Below are 17,728 nucleotides of genomic sequence, written 5' to 3'. Positions count from 1 at the left end.
CGATTAGTAGTATTCAAGAAAGGGAAATAAAATGAACATTTAAATTGAAACTCTTTCTTCTTGTGTACTGGATTTACGTTATAAATGTTGTAAAACATATAAAATAATGATGCTAATTCATATTAAATAAGTGAAGAAACATAGAATAATGAAAAAACAATAAGCATCTAATCATCCCTTTCAAGTCGCATAAGTGATTGATATAATAGAAGTAGATGAAAGATAAAGAAAAGCAGGTGACTCTTTTTTGTTTACTAAAGCACAAGAACTTTTAGCGTCCTACTTTGGTTATTCTTCGTTTCGAAGAGGACAAGATGAAACAATTAAAAATGTACTAGATGGGAAAGATACGGTTTGTATCATGCCAACGGGTGGCGGTAAGTCGATTTGTTATCAAATTCCGGCATTAGTATTTGAAGGAACGACGTTGGTTATATCACCTTTAATATCACTTATGAAGGATCAAGTAGATACATTGGTACAGAATGGCATTTCAGCTACATATATTAATAGTTCTATATCTATTGCAGAAGCAAATCAGCGAATTCAATTAGCGAAACAAGGACATTACAAGTTACTTTATGTGGCGCCTGAGCGTCTTGATTCGATGGAGTTTGTTGACCAACTTATCGATATGAAAATCCCTATGATTGCGATTGATGAAGCACACTGTATTTCACAGTGGGGACATGATTTCCGTCCAAGTTATTTACATATACATCGCATATTAGATTATCTTCCAGAAAAGCCGCTCGTATTAGCATTAACAGCAACAGCAACACCGCAAGTACGTGATGATATTTGTAATACACTTGAAATTAATCAAGAAAATACAATTATGACAACGTTTGAGCGTGAGAACTTATCGTTTTCTGTCATTAAAGGGCAAGATCGAAATGCATATTTGGCGGATTATATTCGTCAAAATCAAAAGGAATCTGGGATTATATATGCAGCTACTAGAAAAGTAGTCGATCAGTTATATGAAGATTTAATGAAGGCAGGAGTTTCTGTATCAAAATATCACGCTGGTATGAGTGATATTGATCGAAATGAGCAACAAGAACTCTTTTTACGAGATGAAGTAAGTGTAATGGTAGCAACATCTGCATTCGGGATGGGTATTGATAAATCGAATATTCGTTACGTAATTCATTATCAGCTTCCAAAAAATATGGAAAGTTACTATCAAGAAGCAGGACGTGCTGGTCGTGACGGATTAGATAGTACATGTATATTGTTATATTCTTCTCAAGATGTACAAGTACAGCGTTTTTTAATTGATCAATCAACTGGAGAATCACGTTTTTCAAATGAACTTGAAAAATTGCAAAATATGACCGATTACTGTCATACAGAACAATGTTTACAATCATTCATTTTGCAATACTTTGGAGAAGAACCGAAAGAAGATTGTGGACGCTGTGGTAATTGTACAGACAATCGCGAGAGCATCGATGTGACAAGAGAATCACAAATGGTTTTATCATGCATGATTAGAACCAACCAACGCTTTGGAAAGCAAATGATAGCGCAAGTATTAACTGGGTCGAAGAATAAAAAAGTTATTGAATTTAATTTTCATACTTTACCAACGTATGGGCTTTTATCGAACCGTAGTGTAAAAGAGGTCAGTGAGTTTATTGAGTTTTTAATTTCAGACGAGTTAATTGCAGTTGAACATGGCACTTATCCGACGTTAAAAGTAACTGAAAAAGGGAAAGAAGTATTACTTGGTAAAGAGAATGTTTTACGAAAAGAACGAGTAGAGACAAGACAAATTGTTCAAGACCATCCTTTATTTGAAGTGCTTCGTGAAGTACGTAAAGAAATTGCACAAGGAGAAGGTGTACCTCCGTTCGTTATTTTCTCTGACCAAACATTAAAAGATATGTGTGTGAAAATGCCGCAAAGTGATTCCGAATTGTTGACGGTAAAAGGTATCGGAGAACACAAACTTGTGAAATATGGCTCGCACTTCTTACAAGCAGTTCAGCATTTTATTAAGGAAAATCCAAATTATGCTGAAACGATTAAGACAGAAGTAGTTTCAGAGCGTAAAAAGTCAGGAAAAGCGTCCGCAAATTCTCATTTAGAAACATATGAAATGTATAAACAAGGTATTGATTTGAATGAGATTGCAAAAGAACGTAACTTATCAAGACAAACAATCGAAAACCATTTAATTCGCTGCTATGAGGATGGAATGGAAGTAGATTGGCAAAGCTTTGTTTCAGCAGAGTATGAATCTCTTATTGAAACTGCCGTTCAAAATGCAGATGGTGGTCTGAAATCTATTAAAGAACAGCTTCCGAATGAAGTGAGTTACTTTATGATTCGTGCTTATTTACAAATAAGAAAGTAGAGGCATATAAAGGGGATAAGAATTTATGTATCATGTTTTCGTTTATGGAACGTTAAGAAGAGGACAAACGAATGCTCATTATATGCTAGGTGCAACATGCATCGCAGACAGAGCTTGGACATATGGAAAATTATTTGATACGAACGAAGGATATCCAGCCATGACTTATTCGATTGAAGAACAAGTGTATGGAGAAATTTATGTAGTAAATGATGAGATATTGTGTAAGTTAGATGAACTAGAAGAATATACAGGCAATGCGGAGACTGATTTATATAATCGAATCACGCAAACAGTATATGTTGCTGATAGGGAAATTGAGGCATATGTGTATATCGCTCAGGATAAAAAGATGTTAAAGAAAGTGATAGACTCTGGTGACTGGCTTATGTATCAAAAAATATAATAAGGTAGTTTTAAAAATTGGAAAGCAGATAATGACGAATTCATTATCTGCTTTTTATTGTGTGAATAATTGTCGTTCTCTTTTTATTCTTATAGTTCTTAGTACGATTCCAATTCCGAGAAATAAAACAGTAGCAGCGACCCCGCTAATAGGATTTAACCAAAAATCACTACTGTTTGTAAGAGTAATAATCCCTGTTATTGTAACTAAAACAGTAGGAACAGCATCCTCGATCGCATGCATGATAACACATGGCCAGACGGATTTTGTAAGTCTATATATTTCAACATACATAATTGACCAACAAACCATAAGGATACAGCCAGATAGAAGCATATTTAATCTTGAGATAGATTCAAAATACTCATTTGGTAAAAAGACTAGATAGTAAGCAGCATGCCAAAGTGCCCAAATGAAACCAGAAATAATATAAATGTACCAATCGTTTAGATTTAGTTCAATCAACTTTGGAGTTAAATAACCCCGCCAAGAAAACTCTTCAAAAATGTTTTTAATAAAGTTACCAATAGTAGACATGACTATGAGTGACAATAACGTGGATATATCAAAACTAGAAATATGAGCTATTCCAAAAATGAGCGATATGCTTATCGTTATTACTGTAACAAATGGATAAATAAGTAGTGCAGTGAAATACCATATAAAATTTCCTTTCAAATTTGGCTTGATGCCAAAATCATTCCAATCTCGGCTAATAACTCTAAGTAAAATGCTTACGAGGAAAGGTAATATTAGCCATAATCCCATACCTAAAGTGTTTCCTTCAGGTTGATTTGTTAGAAGAGAATCTAGAAATACCCCAATCCACCCACTGGCCAAAACAGTGAATACAAAAATAAGTAAATATAACTTTAACGGTTTCTTTTTCGCGACATTCATTTGAAGAGCCTCCTTTACTTTTATTTATCCTACTATTTGTGGGCAGTAAAACGCCCATTGATTAAAGTCTTTCATTTTTACAATGTTTTTTAATAGATAAATTAAATAGGAGACAAATAGAAAGTAGTATCTTTTGTATGCATCACTATACTATATGTGTATTTCTGTGATTTAGATGTTGCATATTCTTTTAAAATTAGAAAGATGAAAAGTAAGTTTTTTCGGAAAATTTAAATGGAAACTATTGACTTTATGATTGGGTTTTTAATACAATGATACTTCGACTGAAAAATTAGAACGGACAGGAGGGAATCGTCGAAATGAGCAACATATTTGAAGATGAGTTACAAAAAATGAAGGATACTTTACATACGATGGATGAGCAATTGGATAAGCTTGAAAAAACCCCGGTTTATTATGGAGAAGATTTTAAAGAGCAAATTCTTGAAAGTATGAGGGAGTCTAATAGACAAAACTTACGTATTGGTGTGCAAGAGCCGTACTTTGGAAGGTTAGATTTTCAGGAAGATGGAAAAGAAGAAGTTATGCCGATTTATATCGGAAAAGTAGGGGTTTCGGATATGGACACGATGAAGCCAATCATTATTGATTGGCGAGCGCCTGTCGCAAGTATGTTTTATTCATTTACCGGTGGAGAAGAATTAGCATTTTATCAATCACCAGATGGGTTAGTAGAAGGTGATGTGTATTTAAAACGAAACATTTCCATTCGAAAAAGAGAACTTGAACGTGTTGTTGATACATATGTAAAAGGAAATGAAGATGTATCGCATGCCGATGATTTTCTTCTATATCGATTAGGTGAGAATAAAGATAATAAGCTAAAGGATATTGTTTCAACAATTCAATCGGAACAAAATGATATTATTCGAGCGGAAAGAAATTTACCATTACTTATTCAAGGGGTTGCAGGGAGCGGAAAGACAACAATTGCTTTACATCGCCTTGCTTTTTTAATTTATGAATATCGTGAACAATTAGAAGCAGAAAGAATGATCGTATTTGCGCCGAATAGTCTGTTTTTAGACTATATTTCGAGTGTACTTCCTGAATTAGGTGTAGGAAATATTAGTCAAACAACGTTTCCGGATTGGGCATTACGTACGTTAGATGATTCAGTGAAACTAAAGCAGACAGAAGAAAAATTGAAAGAAGCATTTTCAATTAATCGTGATGAAAAGAAGGTAATGCTAGGTAAATTAAAGGGTACGTTGGAATTTAAGACGTTTATTGAAGAGAGAATGATCCAATTTGAAAATGAGTTAGTTCCGACAAAAGATTTTGAGGCGTGGGATAGAGCGACTATTCCAGTAGAAGATATTAAAAAATGGATGCAAGTTGAATATAAACATTATCCTTTACAGAAAAGAAGAGAACGATTAGTAGGACGAATGAAGCGCTGGATTGAAATTGAACTTAAAAAATTCGGGGAAACAAACGAGAAAAAATTACTTAAAAAAGAAGCGACTAAGAGACTGAACGCATATATGAAGTTTTGGCCGAAAATGAGTGCTCTTTCACTGTATAGTTCAATAGTAAAAAGTAAAGAAATACTCGAGGTATTACCTGAAGAACTTGTTAAAGAAACAGAAAAGAGTTGTCGTAAAAAAGAAGTGTATGTAGAAGATTTACCAGCTTTAATATACATACATCATCGTATAACAGGGATTGAAATCGGGCAGAAGTTTCATCACGTTGTTATTGATGAAGCGCAAGATTTTTCGCCTTTCCAAGTTTATGTATTAAAAGAAATTACATTAGGTAATTCTTTCACTATATTAGGTGATTTATCGCAAGCGATTTATGATTACCAAGGAATTGAAGATTGGAATGCTTTTAAGGAAGTATTCCAAGAAACCGGTTATTATGAATTGACAAGAAGTTATCGTTCTACAAAAGAAATTATTGAATTTGCAAATGAAATAATTAAAAATGCAGAAATCCCAGTAGGACTCGCAACACCAGTCTTCCGCAGTGGAGAAGATGTGAAAGTAATTCATGCGGAAAATCAATTTACTGAAATTGTGAAGACGGTAAAACATTTGCAAAATGCAGATGTGAAAACAATTGCGGTAATCGGAAGAACAGAAGATGAATGCCGTGATATATATGTGAAATTAACAAATGCAGGATTAACGGTAAACGTAATTGAAGCAAACCAAAGTAAATATGAAGGTGGTATATCAGTAGTACCTGTTTATTTAGCGAAAGGTTTAGAATTTGATGCGGTGCTTTTAATTGATGTGGATGAGGAACATTACAAAAACACAAAACATGATGCAAAGTTACTATATGTCGGATGTACGAGATCACTTCATGACTTATGGATTTTCCATAGTGGGGAAGCGTCACCTTTAATTAAAGGATTAAAATAAAGTGAAACTATAATCAGTGGGGAGTTTTACTGCAAGCTAATGTGGGATAAATATAAAAAGAGGATTTTCTAGTACTGTATGAAAATCCTCTTTTTTATATTAAAATGGTAGACGTGTAAAATGACAATAAAGTTATTTAATTTTCGATATAAGATACTTCACTGTACTTAAAAATATAACAATAAAGTCGTTTAAAAATCTAAACATTATTCAACAATAGCGCCCGATTGTTGAATAATGTTCAATTTCAAACGAATAAAGCCATTAATATTAAATCTTGATAGCCACCATCCAATTTTACACCCTTTGCTTTTCTACCCTCTTCAAAGAAGCCTAGATTCTTATATAACTGGATTGCACTTAGATTATCTTCCATTACCTCAAGACAAACTTTTTCAATCTTACTGTTATTTTTAGCCCAATTGATTAACGTTTCTAGAAGAGCTCTTCCAATACCATAATTTCGATATTCAGGTAGTATGTTCATCGCAAAAGCCCCTTGATGACTGATTTTTTCTTTGTTTCCGTTCTTAAAATCTATTGCACCGACTAACTTACCAGAAACTTCAGCAATAAACTGTACATAATTTGGATTTTCATGATAAGATTTTAACGTTTTTTGAATAACATCGATACGCACCTTTTTTACATCCTCAACCGTACTTAGCATGTATGGAGCGTTTATTAAAGCTTTTGAAGCAGAATCTAGTATTCTTTCTGCATCCTGTTCTTTAGCTTCTCTAATTATTATTGTTTTTCCATCCTTAGATTTATAAGTAAAAACATTAGTTGATAAGATACTACACACACCCTTTCGGAATATAATTAGTTGAATTTTTTAACTATCGTGCAATTATTAAGTAAGAAAAAGTCGTATCACCTTTTTCTGCAATCGCTCTGCTTCAACTTAATGATGATTATTTCAAATATTTTTAATTTTTACAAGGATTTATTCCTTAATATAGCCCGATTGTTGAATAACATGACTAGCGTTTTTTAAACAATTTTATTATGTTTTAAACAACTTTATTATCTCTGTACAAGATGAATTAATGACTTGAGCTGTTGTGTAAATAATATACAATGACCTTTTCTAATTCCTTAGTTTGTTCTTTTTCCCATATACGAACGGCATCTACTAGAGTTTGTGTGTGTTTTAACCAATCTAGAATAAGATGTAGTTGTTCTTGTATTTGCCCAATGTTTTGCTCCTTTATGTTCTTATTCTGAATTCTATCAATTAATTGAAGCATATAGGGAAGTTTTTCTATGCATTCGCTTAAATCTCTGCAATAACCTGAAGGGAATTCATGTGTGCCAAATTCTAAAGTATTGATGTAATTAGAAACTAGGTATATCATAGCTTCTTGTTCGGTATCACCACCTAATTCAATCGCTTTTCGAAGGAATTTTTCTAAATCGTCTTCTTTATTGCTAGAGTCCATATAAATTCCTATCCATCTAAAAGGTCTTGAATCAAATGGGTTGTTTTCTGTCCATCTATATAGAATGTCAATTAGAAAACTATTTAGTGAGAAAGTTAAGACCTCATCTTTTTCGTTTAATGCATCTAAAATAGTAAACAGCGAAATGGCAAACTCTTCTTGAACTTTTGATTCCCATTTTTTTACATTTGTAATAAATGTCCCTAAATGTTTAAAAGCTAATTTTCGAAGTCCCGCTTCGCGATGCTGACAGTAACAAATAAAATCATGCCAATGCTCATTTGTATTCATATGTATAATAATAGTTTGTAATGCAGTGAGAGGTTTATCCATTATAAGTCCCCAATCTATTAAGCACGTGTTGAAAATTTAGTGTTGCTATATCATTACATAAATTAAAGTGGGAAGAATTTAAGATGGATTTTATTGGTCACGGGATCTAATCGATTGGTAATGTAGCGATTCTAACAGGACCCATTATTGACTTTGAAGATGAAACGAAAAAAGTTATTATGTTTATCTGAATATTGAGGGGATATGTTTATTTAATTTTTAGAAAACATAGACTATTAAATTTGTAAATGGTATAATCTTCTTATTATTGGAAATAAAATCAAAATATTTGAAAATAAAGGATAGGGTTGGTTTTAATGGGGGATTCTGATCACAAAGAAACAAAGGCAATATTAAAGTTATGGTTTATTTATATACCACTTGCATTTGGAGAATTTGTCTTTTCGAATATCATAGGTTATTTAAAAAAATAAAGATTTTGTATTTGAAAAACAATTAACCTAATTTAATTGTTTTTTTATTTTCCTCTAATAAACCAAACAAAAATAGAGATTTTGAACAAGATGAAGTTTATGAAGGAAATAACGTTGATTAGGTGCTGAAAACGGGAATCATTCAAGCATGGTAATTCACCGTTTTTATAGCTTCCTATAGTGAGATGTTATGTTCACATCATATGTATACGATATTTGTAACTTAATATAGCATTACTGGAACTTCAAAATTAGTAGTTAAGGTTGTTACCTTTTAGAGTGTTATATATAACTTAGCTAAAAAAGCACAAATCATATAATTTGCGCTGTTCATTATCTGTTTTTTGGTAAAAAATTATAGTTTTTGTCACATTAATACTGTACGATACATAGTATAAAACACATACTGTATGACATATAGTAATGGAAATGAGGTGAGTGAATGGATACTTTATTAAACTCGTTAATTACTGAGTTAAGAAGAGGGACATTAACGTTAGCTGTTTTAAGTCAATTAAGAACGCCGCAGTACGGATATTCACTTGTCCAGTTATTGGAGCAATCAGGGGTTACAATTGATCAAAGTACTTTATATCCACTACTTCGCCGATTAGAAAAGCAGGAATTAGTGACGAGTAGTTGGGATAAAACGGAGAGTAGACCTCGTAAGTATTATGTTTTAAGTGATTATGGATTAGAAATATTTTTGCAGTTGAAAAAAGAATGGATAAAGGATTCGAAAGAACTTTATAACTTATTAAAGGAGGAGGAAGAGAATGAATTTAATTGATCTCTATATCCAAGAGGTTGCGAAGAGATTACCTGAAAAAAATCGTGAAGATATTACACTTGAACTAAGGTCAACTATAGATGATATGTTACCTGAAGATTATAATGAGAAAGATGTAAAGAGCGTTCTCGAAAAATTGGGGAGTCCGGTTTCATTGGCTAATGGTTATTTGGATAGACCGATGCATTTAATTGGACCACGTTATTTTGATGTATATACAACGTTGTTAAAAATGATTATACCAATCGCAGCTGTCATTGCACTCATATCAATGGTTGCAGAAAATTTTATAGGCTATAGTGGTGATCAAGCAGTATTAAATGTTATTTTTCAATTGATAGGTAAAGGCATTGGGGAAATTTTTGAAGTGGGCCTCCATGTATTTTTCTGGTTGACACTTGTGTTTGTTATTTTAGAAAGAACAGATACAGACAAAGGTATCGAGCCGTTGACGACAAGTTTAAAAAAATGGACACCAGATGATTTGAAAAACATCTCGTATATTCCAAAGAAAAAAGCAATCTCGAAGTTTGAAGTTTTTGGAGGTTTAATGTGGACAGCAGTTTGGGCTACACTTTACTTTTATGCGAATCATCTTGTTGGCGTATATAACGGTACGGCAAATGGACTGAAGTTTGTCTCGCCAACTTTTAATCAAGATGTTTTATTGCAGTACTGGCCAATCGTTGTAATTATGATCGTTTTTGAAATATGTATATCCCTTTATAAATTAGTGCAGGGACAATGGACGCAAAGATTGGCGATTGGGAATGCTATTCTTCAGGTAGCTGGGACGATAGTATTCATTGTAATTGTAGTAAATCCACATGTATTTAACGCAGGGTTTATTACGTATTTGGCAAATGCATTTACTATTTCCCTAGAGGGATTTAAAACGTGGTTAGTTGGCGGTGGAATTGTAATTTACACATTATCTGCTGCAATAAATATATTTGACGGTTTCCGAAAAGCTAGTATTCGTATGTAGATAAAAATCGGAAATTTCGATAAAATAAAACTATTGAAAAGATAGTGATATAAGGTGAACATGATGAAAGGAAGAAAACAATGATAAGGGAAGCAACGAAAAAAGATTTAGCATACATTTTAGATATTTATAACGATGCGATACTTTATACAACAGCTGTATATGCGTATAAACCTGTAACCCTTGAAAATAGAATAGATTGGTATGAACAAAAAAAGGCTGAGGGGTATCCAATTTTCGTATATGAATTAGATAATAAAGTAGTAGGATTTGCGACATTCGGCCCATTTAGAACGTGGCCTGCTTATAAATATTCAGTTGAACATTCTGTGTATGTAGATAAGGCATATAGAAAAAATGGCATTGGGTCTTCATTAATGAAGGAATTAATCAAAATTGCAAAGGAAAGAGAGTATATGACCTTAATTGCTGGAATTGATGCAGAGAATGAGAAAAGTATTGCCTTGCATCAAAACTATGGATTTGTTCATGCAGGAACAATAAAAAAAGCTGGTTATAAGTTTAATAAATGGCTAGATTTAGCTTTTTATCAGCTGGAACTTAACGGTCCTGAAAATCCTATAGAAGAATAAATATTTTTCGGTAGCAAGAAAAAATTCATGCTACCTTTTTCTTATTTAAATAGCTCATATGAGCTGCTGAAAAGGTTTTTTATATTCGATATTGAATTTATTGGTATAATAGGAATGTTTAACGAATTTCCACTTCTTTATGTGATTGGGGGGAAAAGATTTACCGAATCGCCGTGAAAATAAAGAGGTAGATGAAGCTTTTGCAGTAGTTTTAAAGTACATATACAAAGAATATAGTGAAAGCATGCTAGGAGTGAGCGATTGAAAAGAAACTTAAAGACTTCAACAATCATTATTTTAATTTTAACGATTATTGCTCTTGAAGTTGGAATCGCACTATATGATCACAATTTGTCATTAGATACAATTTACTTTGCAGCAATTCTTATTTGTATTGTATTGCTTTTTGGCACACGTGTTTCTGAAGAGAAAGAAAGTACATCGAAACGAGGACGAAGAAAAATAGCTGTTATATTTTGGCTATCTATTTCATTGTCTATCGCTTGTTTTGCAGTTATAAGTTACATAAGGGTAGGCTATGTCTCTGTACCAGGGATAATTGGCTTTTCATGCTTTGTTACATATGGTGGATTCGTTTTGATTAGTATTTTAAAGGGGAAAAATAAAATGTAGCTTACTAAGTTGAAAGGAAGCAATGTATATGAAACATATAGAGAACGGTACACGTATTGAAGGAGAATACATTAAAAATAAAGTCATTCAATATAATATGTCCATCTTAACAGATGAAGTAAAACAGCCGATGGAAGAAGTAAGTCTCGTAGTAAAAAATGAAGAAGGAAAAATATTTGGTGGTGTAACAGGTACGATGTATTTTTATCATCTTCATATCGACTTTTTATGGGTTGATAAATCAGCTCGTCATGACGGTTGGGGGAGCCAACTTTTACATAAAATTGAAGAAATTGCGAAGGAAAAAGGGTGCAGATTAATATTGCTAGATTCATTTAGTTTTCAAGCGCCAGAATTTTATAAAAAGCATGGTTACCGAGAGTATGGTATCGTTGAAGATCATCCGAAAGGTCATAGTCAGCACTTTTTTGAAAAGAGATTATAATAATATTATGTATACTGATTGATGGGAGAAAGCATATGTACACGTATAAATTGCAACAAGAACAACCAATCTGTGCAGAAAAAATAAAGAAGCTTTATGATTCTGTCGGTTGGTGGCCAGAAAGAAAAGAAGTCGATATTGAAAAAATGTTAAAGAATAGCATAGCCATTGGAGTATGGGAAGAAAATGAATTAGTTGGATTTGCTAGAGTCGTTTCTGATGGTGTTTTTCGAGCATACATTGAAGATGTTGTCGTACATGAGAATGTAAGAAATAAAGGTATTGGAGAGAAAATGCTTACAATATTACTTCGAGAAATATCTCATATTGATATTGTTAGTCTATTTTGCGGAGAGAAGCTAATAAAGTTTTACGGTGAGCAGCAATTTCAAGCAACGAAGCAAATTGTGATGCATCGTAATCAAACAGGGAAAGAATAAGAGGTGCCAATTAAAATGAATGCAACAAGAGCGTACTGTTTATCGAAAAGAAAAGCGACAGAAGATTCTCCAGATGGCTGGAGTGCAACATGTATGAGGCTTAATAATAAAATATTTGCGATAGTAAATCATGAAGAAGGTGAAAAGGCTGCGATTACATTGAAGTGTGATCCAGAAGTCGCATTAAGAATAAGAGAAGATTATCCAGAAACAATTATTCCAGGGTATCATATGAATAAAAAACATTGGAATACCGTTTATATTCATAAGGGTATAGAGCAGGAGCAAATTAATAAAATGATTGATTGGTCGTATGATTTAGTACTACAATCATTTTCAAAGAAAAAGCAGCAGGAGTTAATGGATTAATATGTATTAGGAGTGTGTGTAATGAAAGATTCGATTAAAGATACGTATGATAAATTAGCGAGTACATATAAAGAAAATCTAGATTTCGCAAATCCATATAACAGTTATTATGAAAGACCGGCGATGATGGAGCTTATTCCAAAGGAACTAGAAGGAAAAAAGATATTAGATGCTGGATGTGCAGCTGGATGGTATACTTCTCAATTCATAGGAAGAGGAGCAAATGTTACAGCAATTGATGTAAGTCCTGAAATGGTAAAAGCAGCAAAAGAAAATATAGGAGAAGAAGCGACGTTCCTTTGTCATGATCTGCAAGAAACATTGCCATTTGAAGATAATACGTATGATGTGATTGTAAGTTCATTAACTCTTCATTATATAGAAAATTGGAATCAAGTATTTCAAGAATTTCGTCGTGTATTGAAGCCAGGTGGAGAACTTATATATTCTATTCATCATCCTTTTATGGATTTCACAAAGTTTCCATGTGAAAATTATTTTGAAAAACAGTTATTAATAGATACTTGGGTTAAACCGAATATTACTATTGAAGTCAAGTTTTTTAGAAGATCATTACAAGACATACTAAATGAAACTACAAATTATTTTGTATTAGAAGAGATAGTGGAACCGAAGGCAATTGAAAAAATGAAAGAAGTAAGCGAAAAATCATATCATTATTTAAATATGAATCCACATTTTCTTATCATAAAAGCAATCAATAAATAGCTAGTAAAATAACTTTGTTTTACTAGCTATTTACAGTTTTACATTACATATTAGGAGACTTTAAAATGAATACGAAACGAAATAGAGTAGTATATGCACTATTTACTATAGTTGTTATTATTTTAGGTCTTAGCTCAAGAAAGTTTGCTTTTGCACTACCACACCTATTAAATGATTATTTAGGTGATGCATTATGGGCATTAATGATTTTCACTGGCTTTGGATTTTTGTTTCCTAAAACAGAGACGAAGAAGTTGGCTTTTATTAGTTTAATGTTTTGCTACGGGATTGAAGCGAGCCAATTGTATCATGCGGAATGGATAGATAGCATTCGTGGAACGACTTTGGGCGGACTCGTGTTGGGATACGGTTTTTTGTGGAGTGATTTAGTGGCTTATACAATTGGTGTTGGAGTGGGAATACTGTGTGAGGTTATTTTTCGGAAGAAATAAGAATTGTAAAAGGGGTATTGTAAATGGAACAAGCACTGGAAATTGCAAAGCTTTGGTTTCGAAATGAACATGTCACAGCTACTGTAATTCAACCAAAAGTAGCGAAGGTTTTATGCAAGAATAAAGAGTACATTTTAAAGAGAACGGGATCGATAAAGCAACTTCTAGTTGAATTCGATGTTTTGAAGCAACTGTATGAAAAGGGAATTAAAGTACAGAGAGTAGTAAAGACAGAAAATGATGAACAATATGTATTATATAAAGAAAAATATTATTGCTTATATGAGTATGTTGCCGGAAGTGTTTTAGAAATAAAAGATACGAATAAGCTGGAAAGGCTAGCAAGTACAATTGGAGAAGAAATAGCTAATCTGCACAAAGCATTACATTCGGTGAATAGTGACCATGAGTTAATAAAAAGAGATTTATATAAGATGGTATTTGAATGGGCTATACCGATTTTAGAAAAGAATGAGCATGTTCATCGAGAGGTAATTCAAAAGATGGAGCGAATGCACGCAGCTTTCAAGGAAACGGTCCATCCATTACCGAGACAAATTATTCATCGTGATATGCACCTATCAAATGTAATCTTTAAAGATGATAAACTGGAAGGGTTTATAGATTTTGAGATTTTGGAAAATAATGTAAAAATATTTGATTTATGTTATTGCTGTACAAGTATATTAAGCGAGCTATTTAGTGATGAAAAATTAAGAGGGAAATGGTTACATATCGTTAGCAAAGTCTTTGAAGGTTATTATAAACAAAATGATTTAACGAAAGAAGAACTAAAAGCCATTTGGTATGTTATGCTTTCAATTCAAATTATCTTTATTGCTTATTTTGTCCAGTTACCAGATTTATTAAAGTTAAATGAAGAAATGTTCTTCTGGATTTTTGCTAATAAGGAAGCTATTGAAGAAGTTATAGAAGGTATCGTAAAGGTATGAAAAAAATAATATTAATTGGTTCTGGTGGTTCAGGAAAATCTACATTAGCAAGGCAGTTAGGAAATAAATTAAATATTAAGGTGCATCATCTTGATGCATTATTTTGGAAACCGAATTGGGAAGGTGTTCCGAGAGAAGAACAAATAGCAGTTCAAAATAACTTAATTAAAGATGAGAAGTGGATTATTGATGGGAATTATGGCGGGACGATGGATATCAGACTGAATGCAGCTGATACAATTATCTTCCTTGCTATTCATAGAACAATTTGTATTTATCGTGCGTTTAAAAGAATTGTAAAATACCGGAATAAAAAAAGACCAGATATGGGCGCGGGATGTGAAGAAAGATTTGATTTGCAATTTTTTAAATGGATATGGAAATATCCTAATGCTAAACGACCTACAATTTTAAAAGGGTTAGAGCAATTGTCCGAAGAGAAAAAGGTTATTGTTTTAAAATCTCCAAATGAGGTTCGGAAATTTTTAGAGCACATATAATAATACAATGTGACACAACAATTCTTTTTGGATCTTACCGATTAGTTTAATTAAACTAATCGTTTTTTATTATGAAAAATTTAACGCTTTTTGAAAATTGTATTTTGTAATGAGTATATGACTATAAAATCATATAAAATGAACGTTTGGAGGAATAGAAAATGACTAATGATTTAATTCAACTAATTGATTCATTAATGGTAAATATTCCAGCTGGAGAGGTAGTATTAAGAGATGATCGAATAAAAAAAGAATGGCTAGTGCAAATTCAACCATTTCTTCTTGCGAAGTATGCTGTAACAATCGAACTATATGATGCTATTACAAATAGTACATTAAATAATTTTGATAAAAATCATAAACCAGTTGTCAATATTTCATGGAACGATGCCATTGCGTTTTGTAATGTACTTTCAAAAAAAGCGGGATTAAAAGAATATTATTCTATTAGTGATGGTGGTCAAATTGTGAAATGTAATTTAGATTCAAATGGCTACCGATTACCATGTGAGGCAGAGTGGCAATATGCATGTAAAGCAAGTACAACCGGATATACATACGGGAAACTTCATGATATAGCGTGGTATAATGAAAATTCAAATGGAGAGATTCATGACGTTGGCCAAAAAGAACCGAATGAATGGGGACTTTATGATATGCTAGGGAACGTTTGGGAATGGTGTTATGATTTGTACGATGAAACAGTGTACGGATCATACCGCATTTTTCGTGGTGGTAGTTGGGCTGAAACAGTGAGAGGGTGCAGCGCTACTTGTCGTCGTCGAAGCCATCCTACATTTCATATAGATGATCTCGGTTTTAGACTCGCTAGGTCAATTTAGTAGGAACATGCTACGAACAACTAAGAAAAGAGTATGGAGAAAATCCGTACTCTTGCCAACATAGAAACGATTTAACGTAAGGAGTGTTTATTATGGCGCGTGTTTTATTTATTAACGCTGGATCAGAAGGACATATAAATCCAACTTTACAAGTTGTAGAAGAATTGATTTCTCGTGGTGAAGAGGTCGTTTATTTTTCAATAGAAGCTTTCAGGGAGCGGATTGAGAAGACAGGTGCTACTGTACGAACGATTGATGATCAAAAATTTATAAAAGCGTTTCTATCTGGAGGCAGAAATTATTTACAGGAAAGAATAAATGGCCTTCTACATACAGCGGATATTGTAATATCTAGCGTTCTAGAACAAATTGAAGGTGAACATTTTGATTATATGATTCATGATTCTATGTTTGGTTGTGGCCATTTAATTGCTCAAATTCTTAAACTTCCAGCCATAAATTCATGCACATCTTTTGCGCAGGATGAAAAATCCTTTGAGCAAATGTTAGGTCATCTGTCAAAAAATATCCCAGTAGAAATTCATGATAAAATACAGAATGATTTTCAAAACTTAACAAAGGGAATTACTGAAAAATATGGTGTTGAAATAAAATCATCGTATGAAGTTTTCTGTAATCCTGCACCCCTTACTATTGTGTATACAATTAAGGAGTTCCAGCCTTTTGGTGATACGTTTGATGAAACATATAAATTTGTAGGACCATCTATCTCTGCACAAATGAAAAACAGAGACGTTGATTTTACTTCAATTGAAGAAAAAAGTCCGATTTATATTTCATTAGGTACTGTTTTTAATGAAGCGATTGACTTTTATAAACTGTGTATGAAGGCCTTTGAGAATAGTGAGCATACAATTGTTATGTCTATTGGTAATAAAACAAAAATAAGTGATCTAGGCGAAATCCCTAAAAACTTCATTGTGAAAAACTATGTGCCTCAAACCGAACTGCTTACTTATACGAAACTATTTATTACACATGGCGGGATGAACAGTACGCATGAAGGACTATATAACGGGGTTCCGCTCGTTGTAATACCGCAAAGTGCAGATCAGCCAGCAATCGCAAAGCAAGTGGAGAGTCTTGGAGCAGGAGTTCAATTACATATGAATGAATTAACCGTGGAGAAATTGCGTGAAAGTGTGGAGTTAATTTTAAATAACCCTTCATATAAAGAGGCTGCTTTGAATTTGAAGGAATCATTCCGAACATCGGGTGGATATAAGGAAGCTGTTGATGAAATTTTTACATTTGTAGGTCAGTAATAAATATAAAGTTATACATGAAAAAAGTGTCTATATTAAATGATATAGACACTTTTCTGTTGTAAGAAGAGAAGAATTGTTTAAATGGAAAAAATGAAAATACTAAATGTGAATTTTGAGAACTAAGTCTACAATTTCTGCTGCACACTTTTATTTTATCCCGTATTAACCGACCGTAAAACCCCAACTAATTAAAGTTTTACTTTATGATTTCAGGATGTGGTTTTATATGTTAGTAATAATTTCACTGTTTCTGCACAACTTCTGCACATGCTTAGGCGAGTTCTATGTCATGATATATTCATAAAGTGAAATGTTTCACAAGGAAAAAATATATTTTCACTGCGGTGTATGCATAATTAATACATACATCGGTACAAGTTTGTCTCTTTTTATTCTTTTACATCAAAGCCCACATTCCACTACAAA

The 17,728-nt window shown here is 32.8% G+C and carries 19 protein-coding genes; 16 read left to right on the top strand and 3 right to left on the bottom strand.

Annotated elements, in window-relative coordinates; translation table 11 throughout:
• Positions 1-247 precede the first annotated feature (247 nt).
• Together recQ and NST86_RS14135 are read left to right on the top strand one after the other, a co-directional pair.
• Positions 248-2,365: a DNA helicase RecQ gene (recQ, locus tag NST86_RS14140; RefSeq protein WP_000494268.1), complete on the top strand. Its 2,118-nt coding sequence runs from the start codon at positions 248-250 to the stop codon at positions 2,363-2,365.
• Positions 2,366-2,390: 25 nt separating this feature from the next.
• Complete coding sequence (locus NST86_RS14135) at positions 2,391-2,771, top strand: gamma-glutamylcyclotransferase family protein (RefSeq protein WP_000274905.1); 381 nt, start codon at positions 2,391-2,393, stop codon at positions 2,769-2,771.
• A 54-nt stretch (positions 2,772-2,825) separates the two neighbouring features.
• On the opposite strand, the gene NST86_RS14130 is transcribed toward NST86_RS14135, so the two are convergent.
• Complete coding sequence (locus tag NST86_RS14130) at positions 2,826-3,671, bottom strand: CPBP family glutamic-type intramembrane protease (protein ID WP_016118060.1); 846 nt, start codon at positions 3,669-3,671, stop codon at positions 2,826-2,828.
• 320 nt (positions 3,672-3,991) lie between these two features.
• Here NST86_RS14130 and NST86_RS14125 point away from each other — a divergent pair, with 320 nt between their 5' ends.
• Positions 3,992-6,067 (top strand): HelD family protein, encoded by a 2,076-nt coding sequence (locus tag NST86_RS14125; protein WP_016118059.1) that lies wholly within the window; start codon positions 3,992-3,994, stop codon positions 6,065-6,067.
• A gap of 247 nt (positions 6,068-6,314) precedes the next feature.
• Here the strand turns inward: NST86_RS14125 and NST86_RS14120 are convergent, their stop codons facing one another.
• Entirely contained in the window at positions 6,315-6,875 is a 561-nt protein-coding gene (locus NST86_RS14120; RefSeq protein WP_170964354.1) for a GNAT family N-acetyltransferase, read from the bottom strand.
• Positions 6,876-7,116: 241 nt separating this feature from the next.
• Positions 7,117-7,845 (bottom strand): hypothetical protein, encoded by a 729-nt coding sequence (locus NST86_RS14115; RefSeq protein WP_144575655.1) that lies wholly within the window; start codon positions 7,843-7,845, stop codon positions 7,117-7,119.
• An 876-nt stretch (positions 7,846-8,721) separates the two neighbouring features.
• Here NST86_RS14115 and NST86_RS14110 point away from each other — a divergent pair.
• The 13 genes from NST86_RS14110 to NST86_RS14050 all read left to right on the top strand — a co-directional run bounded on the left by NST86_RS14110 (position 8,722) and on the right by NST86_RS14050 (position 17,299).
• On the top strand, positions 8,722-9,069 hold the full coding sequence (locus tag NST86_RS14110) for a PadR family transcriptional regulator (protein WP_000380301.1): 348 nt from the start codon (positions 8,722-8,724) through the stop codon (positions 9,067-9,069).
• Positions 9,056-10,057: an HAAS signaling domain-containing protein gene (locus NST86_RS14105; protein ID WP_016118056.1), complete on the top strand. Its 1,002-nt coding sequence runs from the start codon at positions 9,056-9,058 to the stop codon at positions 10,055-10,057. Before NST86_RS14110 ends, NST86_RS14105 begins: the two co-directional genes overlap by 14 nt.
• A gap of 80 nt (positions 10,058-10,137) precedes the next feature.
• On the top strand, positions 10,138-10,650 hold the full coding sequence (locus tag NST86_RS14100; protein WP_000617513.1) for a GNAT family N-acetyltransferase: 513 nt from the start codon (positions 10,138-10,140) through the stop codon (positions 10,648-10,650).
• Between the two features lie 261 nt (positions 10,651-10,911).
• Complete coding sequence (locus tag NST86_RS14095; protein WP_000827992.1) at positions 10,912-11,283, top strand: hypothetical protein; 372 nt, start codon at positions 10,912-10,914, stop codon at positions 11,281-11,283.
• 28 nt (positions 11,284-11,311) lie between these two features.
• Positions 11,312-11,728 (top strand): GNAT family N-acetyltransferase, encoded by a 417-nt coding sequence (locus NST86_RS14090; protein WP_000680411.1) that lies wholly within the window; start codon positions 11,312-11,314, stop codon positions 11,726-11,728.
• 35 nt (positions 11,729-11,763) lie between these two features.
• On the top strand, positions 11,764-12,168 hold the full coding sequence (locus NST86_RS14085; protein ID WP_000288969.1) for a GNAT family N-acetyltransferase: 405 nt from the start codon (positions 11,764-11,766) through the stop codon (positions 12,166-12,168).
• Positions 12,169-12,183: 15 nt separating this feature from the next.
• Entirely contained in the window at positions 12,184-12,537 is a 354-nt protein-coding gene (locus NST86_RS14080) for an MmcQ/YjbR family DNA-binding protein (protein ID WP_000994622.1), read from the top strand.
• Between the two features lie 21 nt (positions 12,538-12,558).
• Positions 12,559-13,266, top strand: a complete 708-nt coding sequence (locus NST86_RS14075; RefSeq protein WP_000655256.1) for a class I SAM-dependent methyltransferase — start codon at positions 12,559-12,561, stop codon at positions 13,264-13,266.
• A 65-nt stretch (positions 13,267-13,331) separates the two neighbouring features.
• On the top strand, positions 13,332-13,718 hold the full coding sequence (locus NST86_RS14070) for a ribosomal maturation YjgA family protein (protein WP_001093462.1): 387 nt from the start codon (positions 13,332-13,334) through the stop codon (positions 13,716-13,718).
• A 23-nt stretch (positions 13,719-13,741) separates the two neighbouring features.
• Positions 13,742-14,671 (top strand): phosphotransferase enzyme family protein, encoded by a 930-nt coding sequence (locus NST86_RS14065; RefSeq protein ID WP_000434089.1) that lies wholly within the window; start codon positions 13,742-13,744, stop codon positions 14,669-14,671.
• A complete protein-coding gene (locus NST86_RS14060) occupies positions 14,668-15,171 on the top strand; it encodes a DNA topology modulation protein (RefSeq protein ID WP_144575653.1) in 504 nt (167 codons plus the stop codon). The genes NST86_RS14065 and NST86_RS14060 overlap by 4 nt, the downstream gene beginning before the upstream one ends.
• Positions 15,172-15,332: 161 nt before the next feature.
• On the top strand, positions 15,333-16,013 hold the full coding sequence (locus NST86_RS14055; protein WP_086423195.1) for a formylglycine-generating enzyme family protein: 681 nt from the start codon (positions 15,333-15,335) through the stop codon (positions 16,011-16,013).
• Between the two features lie 92 nt (positions 16,014-16,105).
• On the top strand, positions 16,106-17,299 hold the full coding sequence (locus tag NST86_RS14050; protein WP_227593166.1) for a macrolide family glycosyltransferase: 1,194 nt from the start codon (positions 16,106-16,108) through the stop codon (positions 17,297-17,299).
• Positions 17,300-17,728: the final 429 nt, after the last annotated feature.

The organism is Bacillus sp. FSL L8-0199 (genome assembly GCF_038005705.1).
GTDB lineage: Bacteria > Bacillota > Bacilli > Bacillales > Bacillaceae_G > Bacillus_A > Bacillus_A cereus.
The sequence above is the reverse complement of the archived record's forward strand: the minus strand, read 5'-3'. Positions and strand labels throughout refer to the sequence as shown.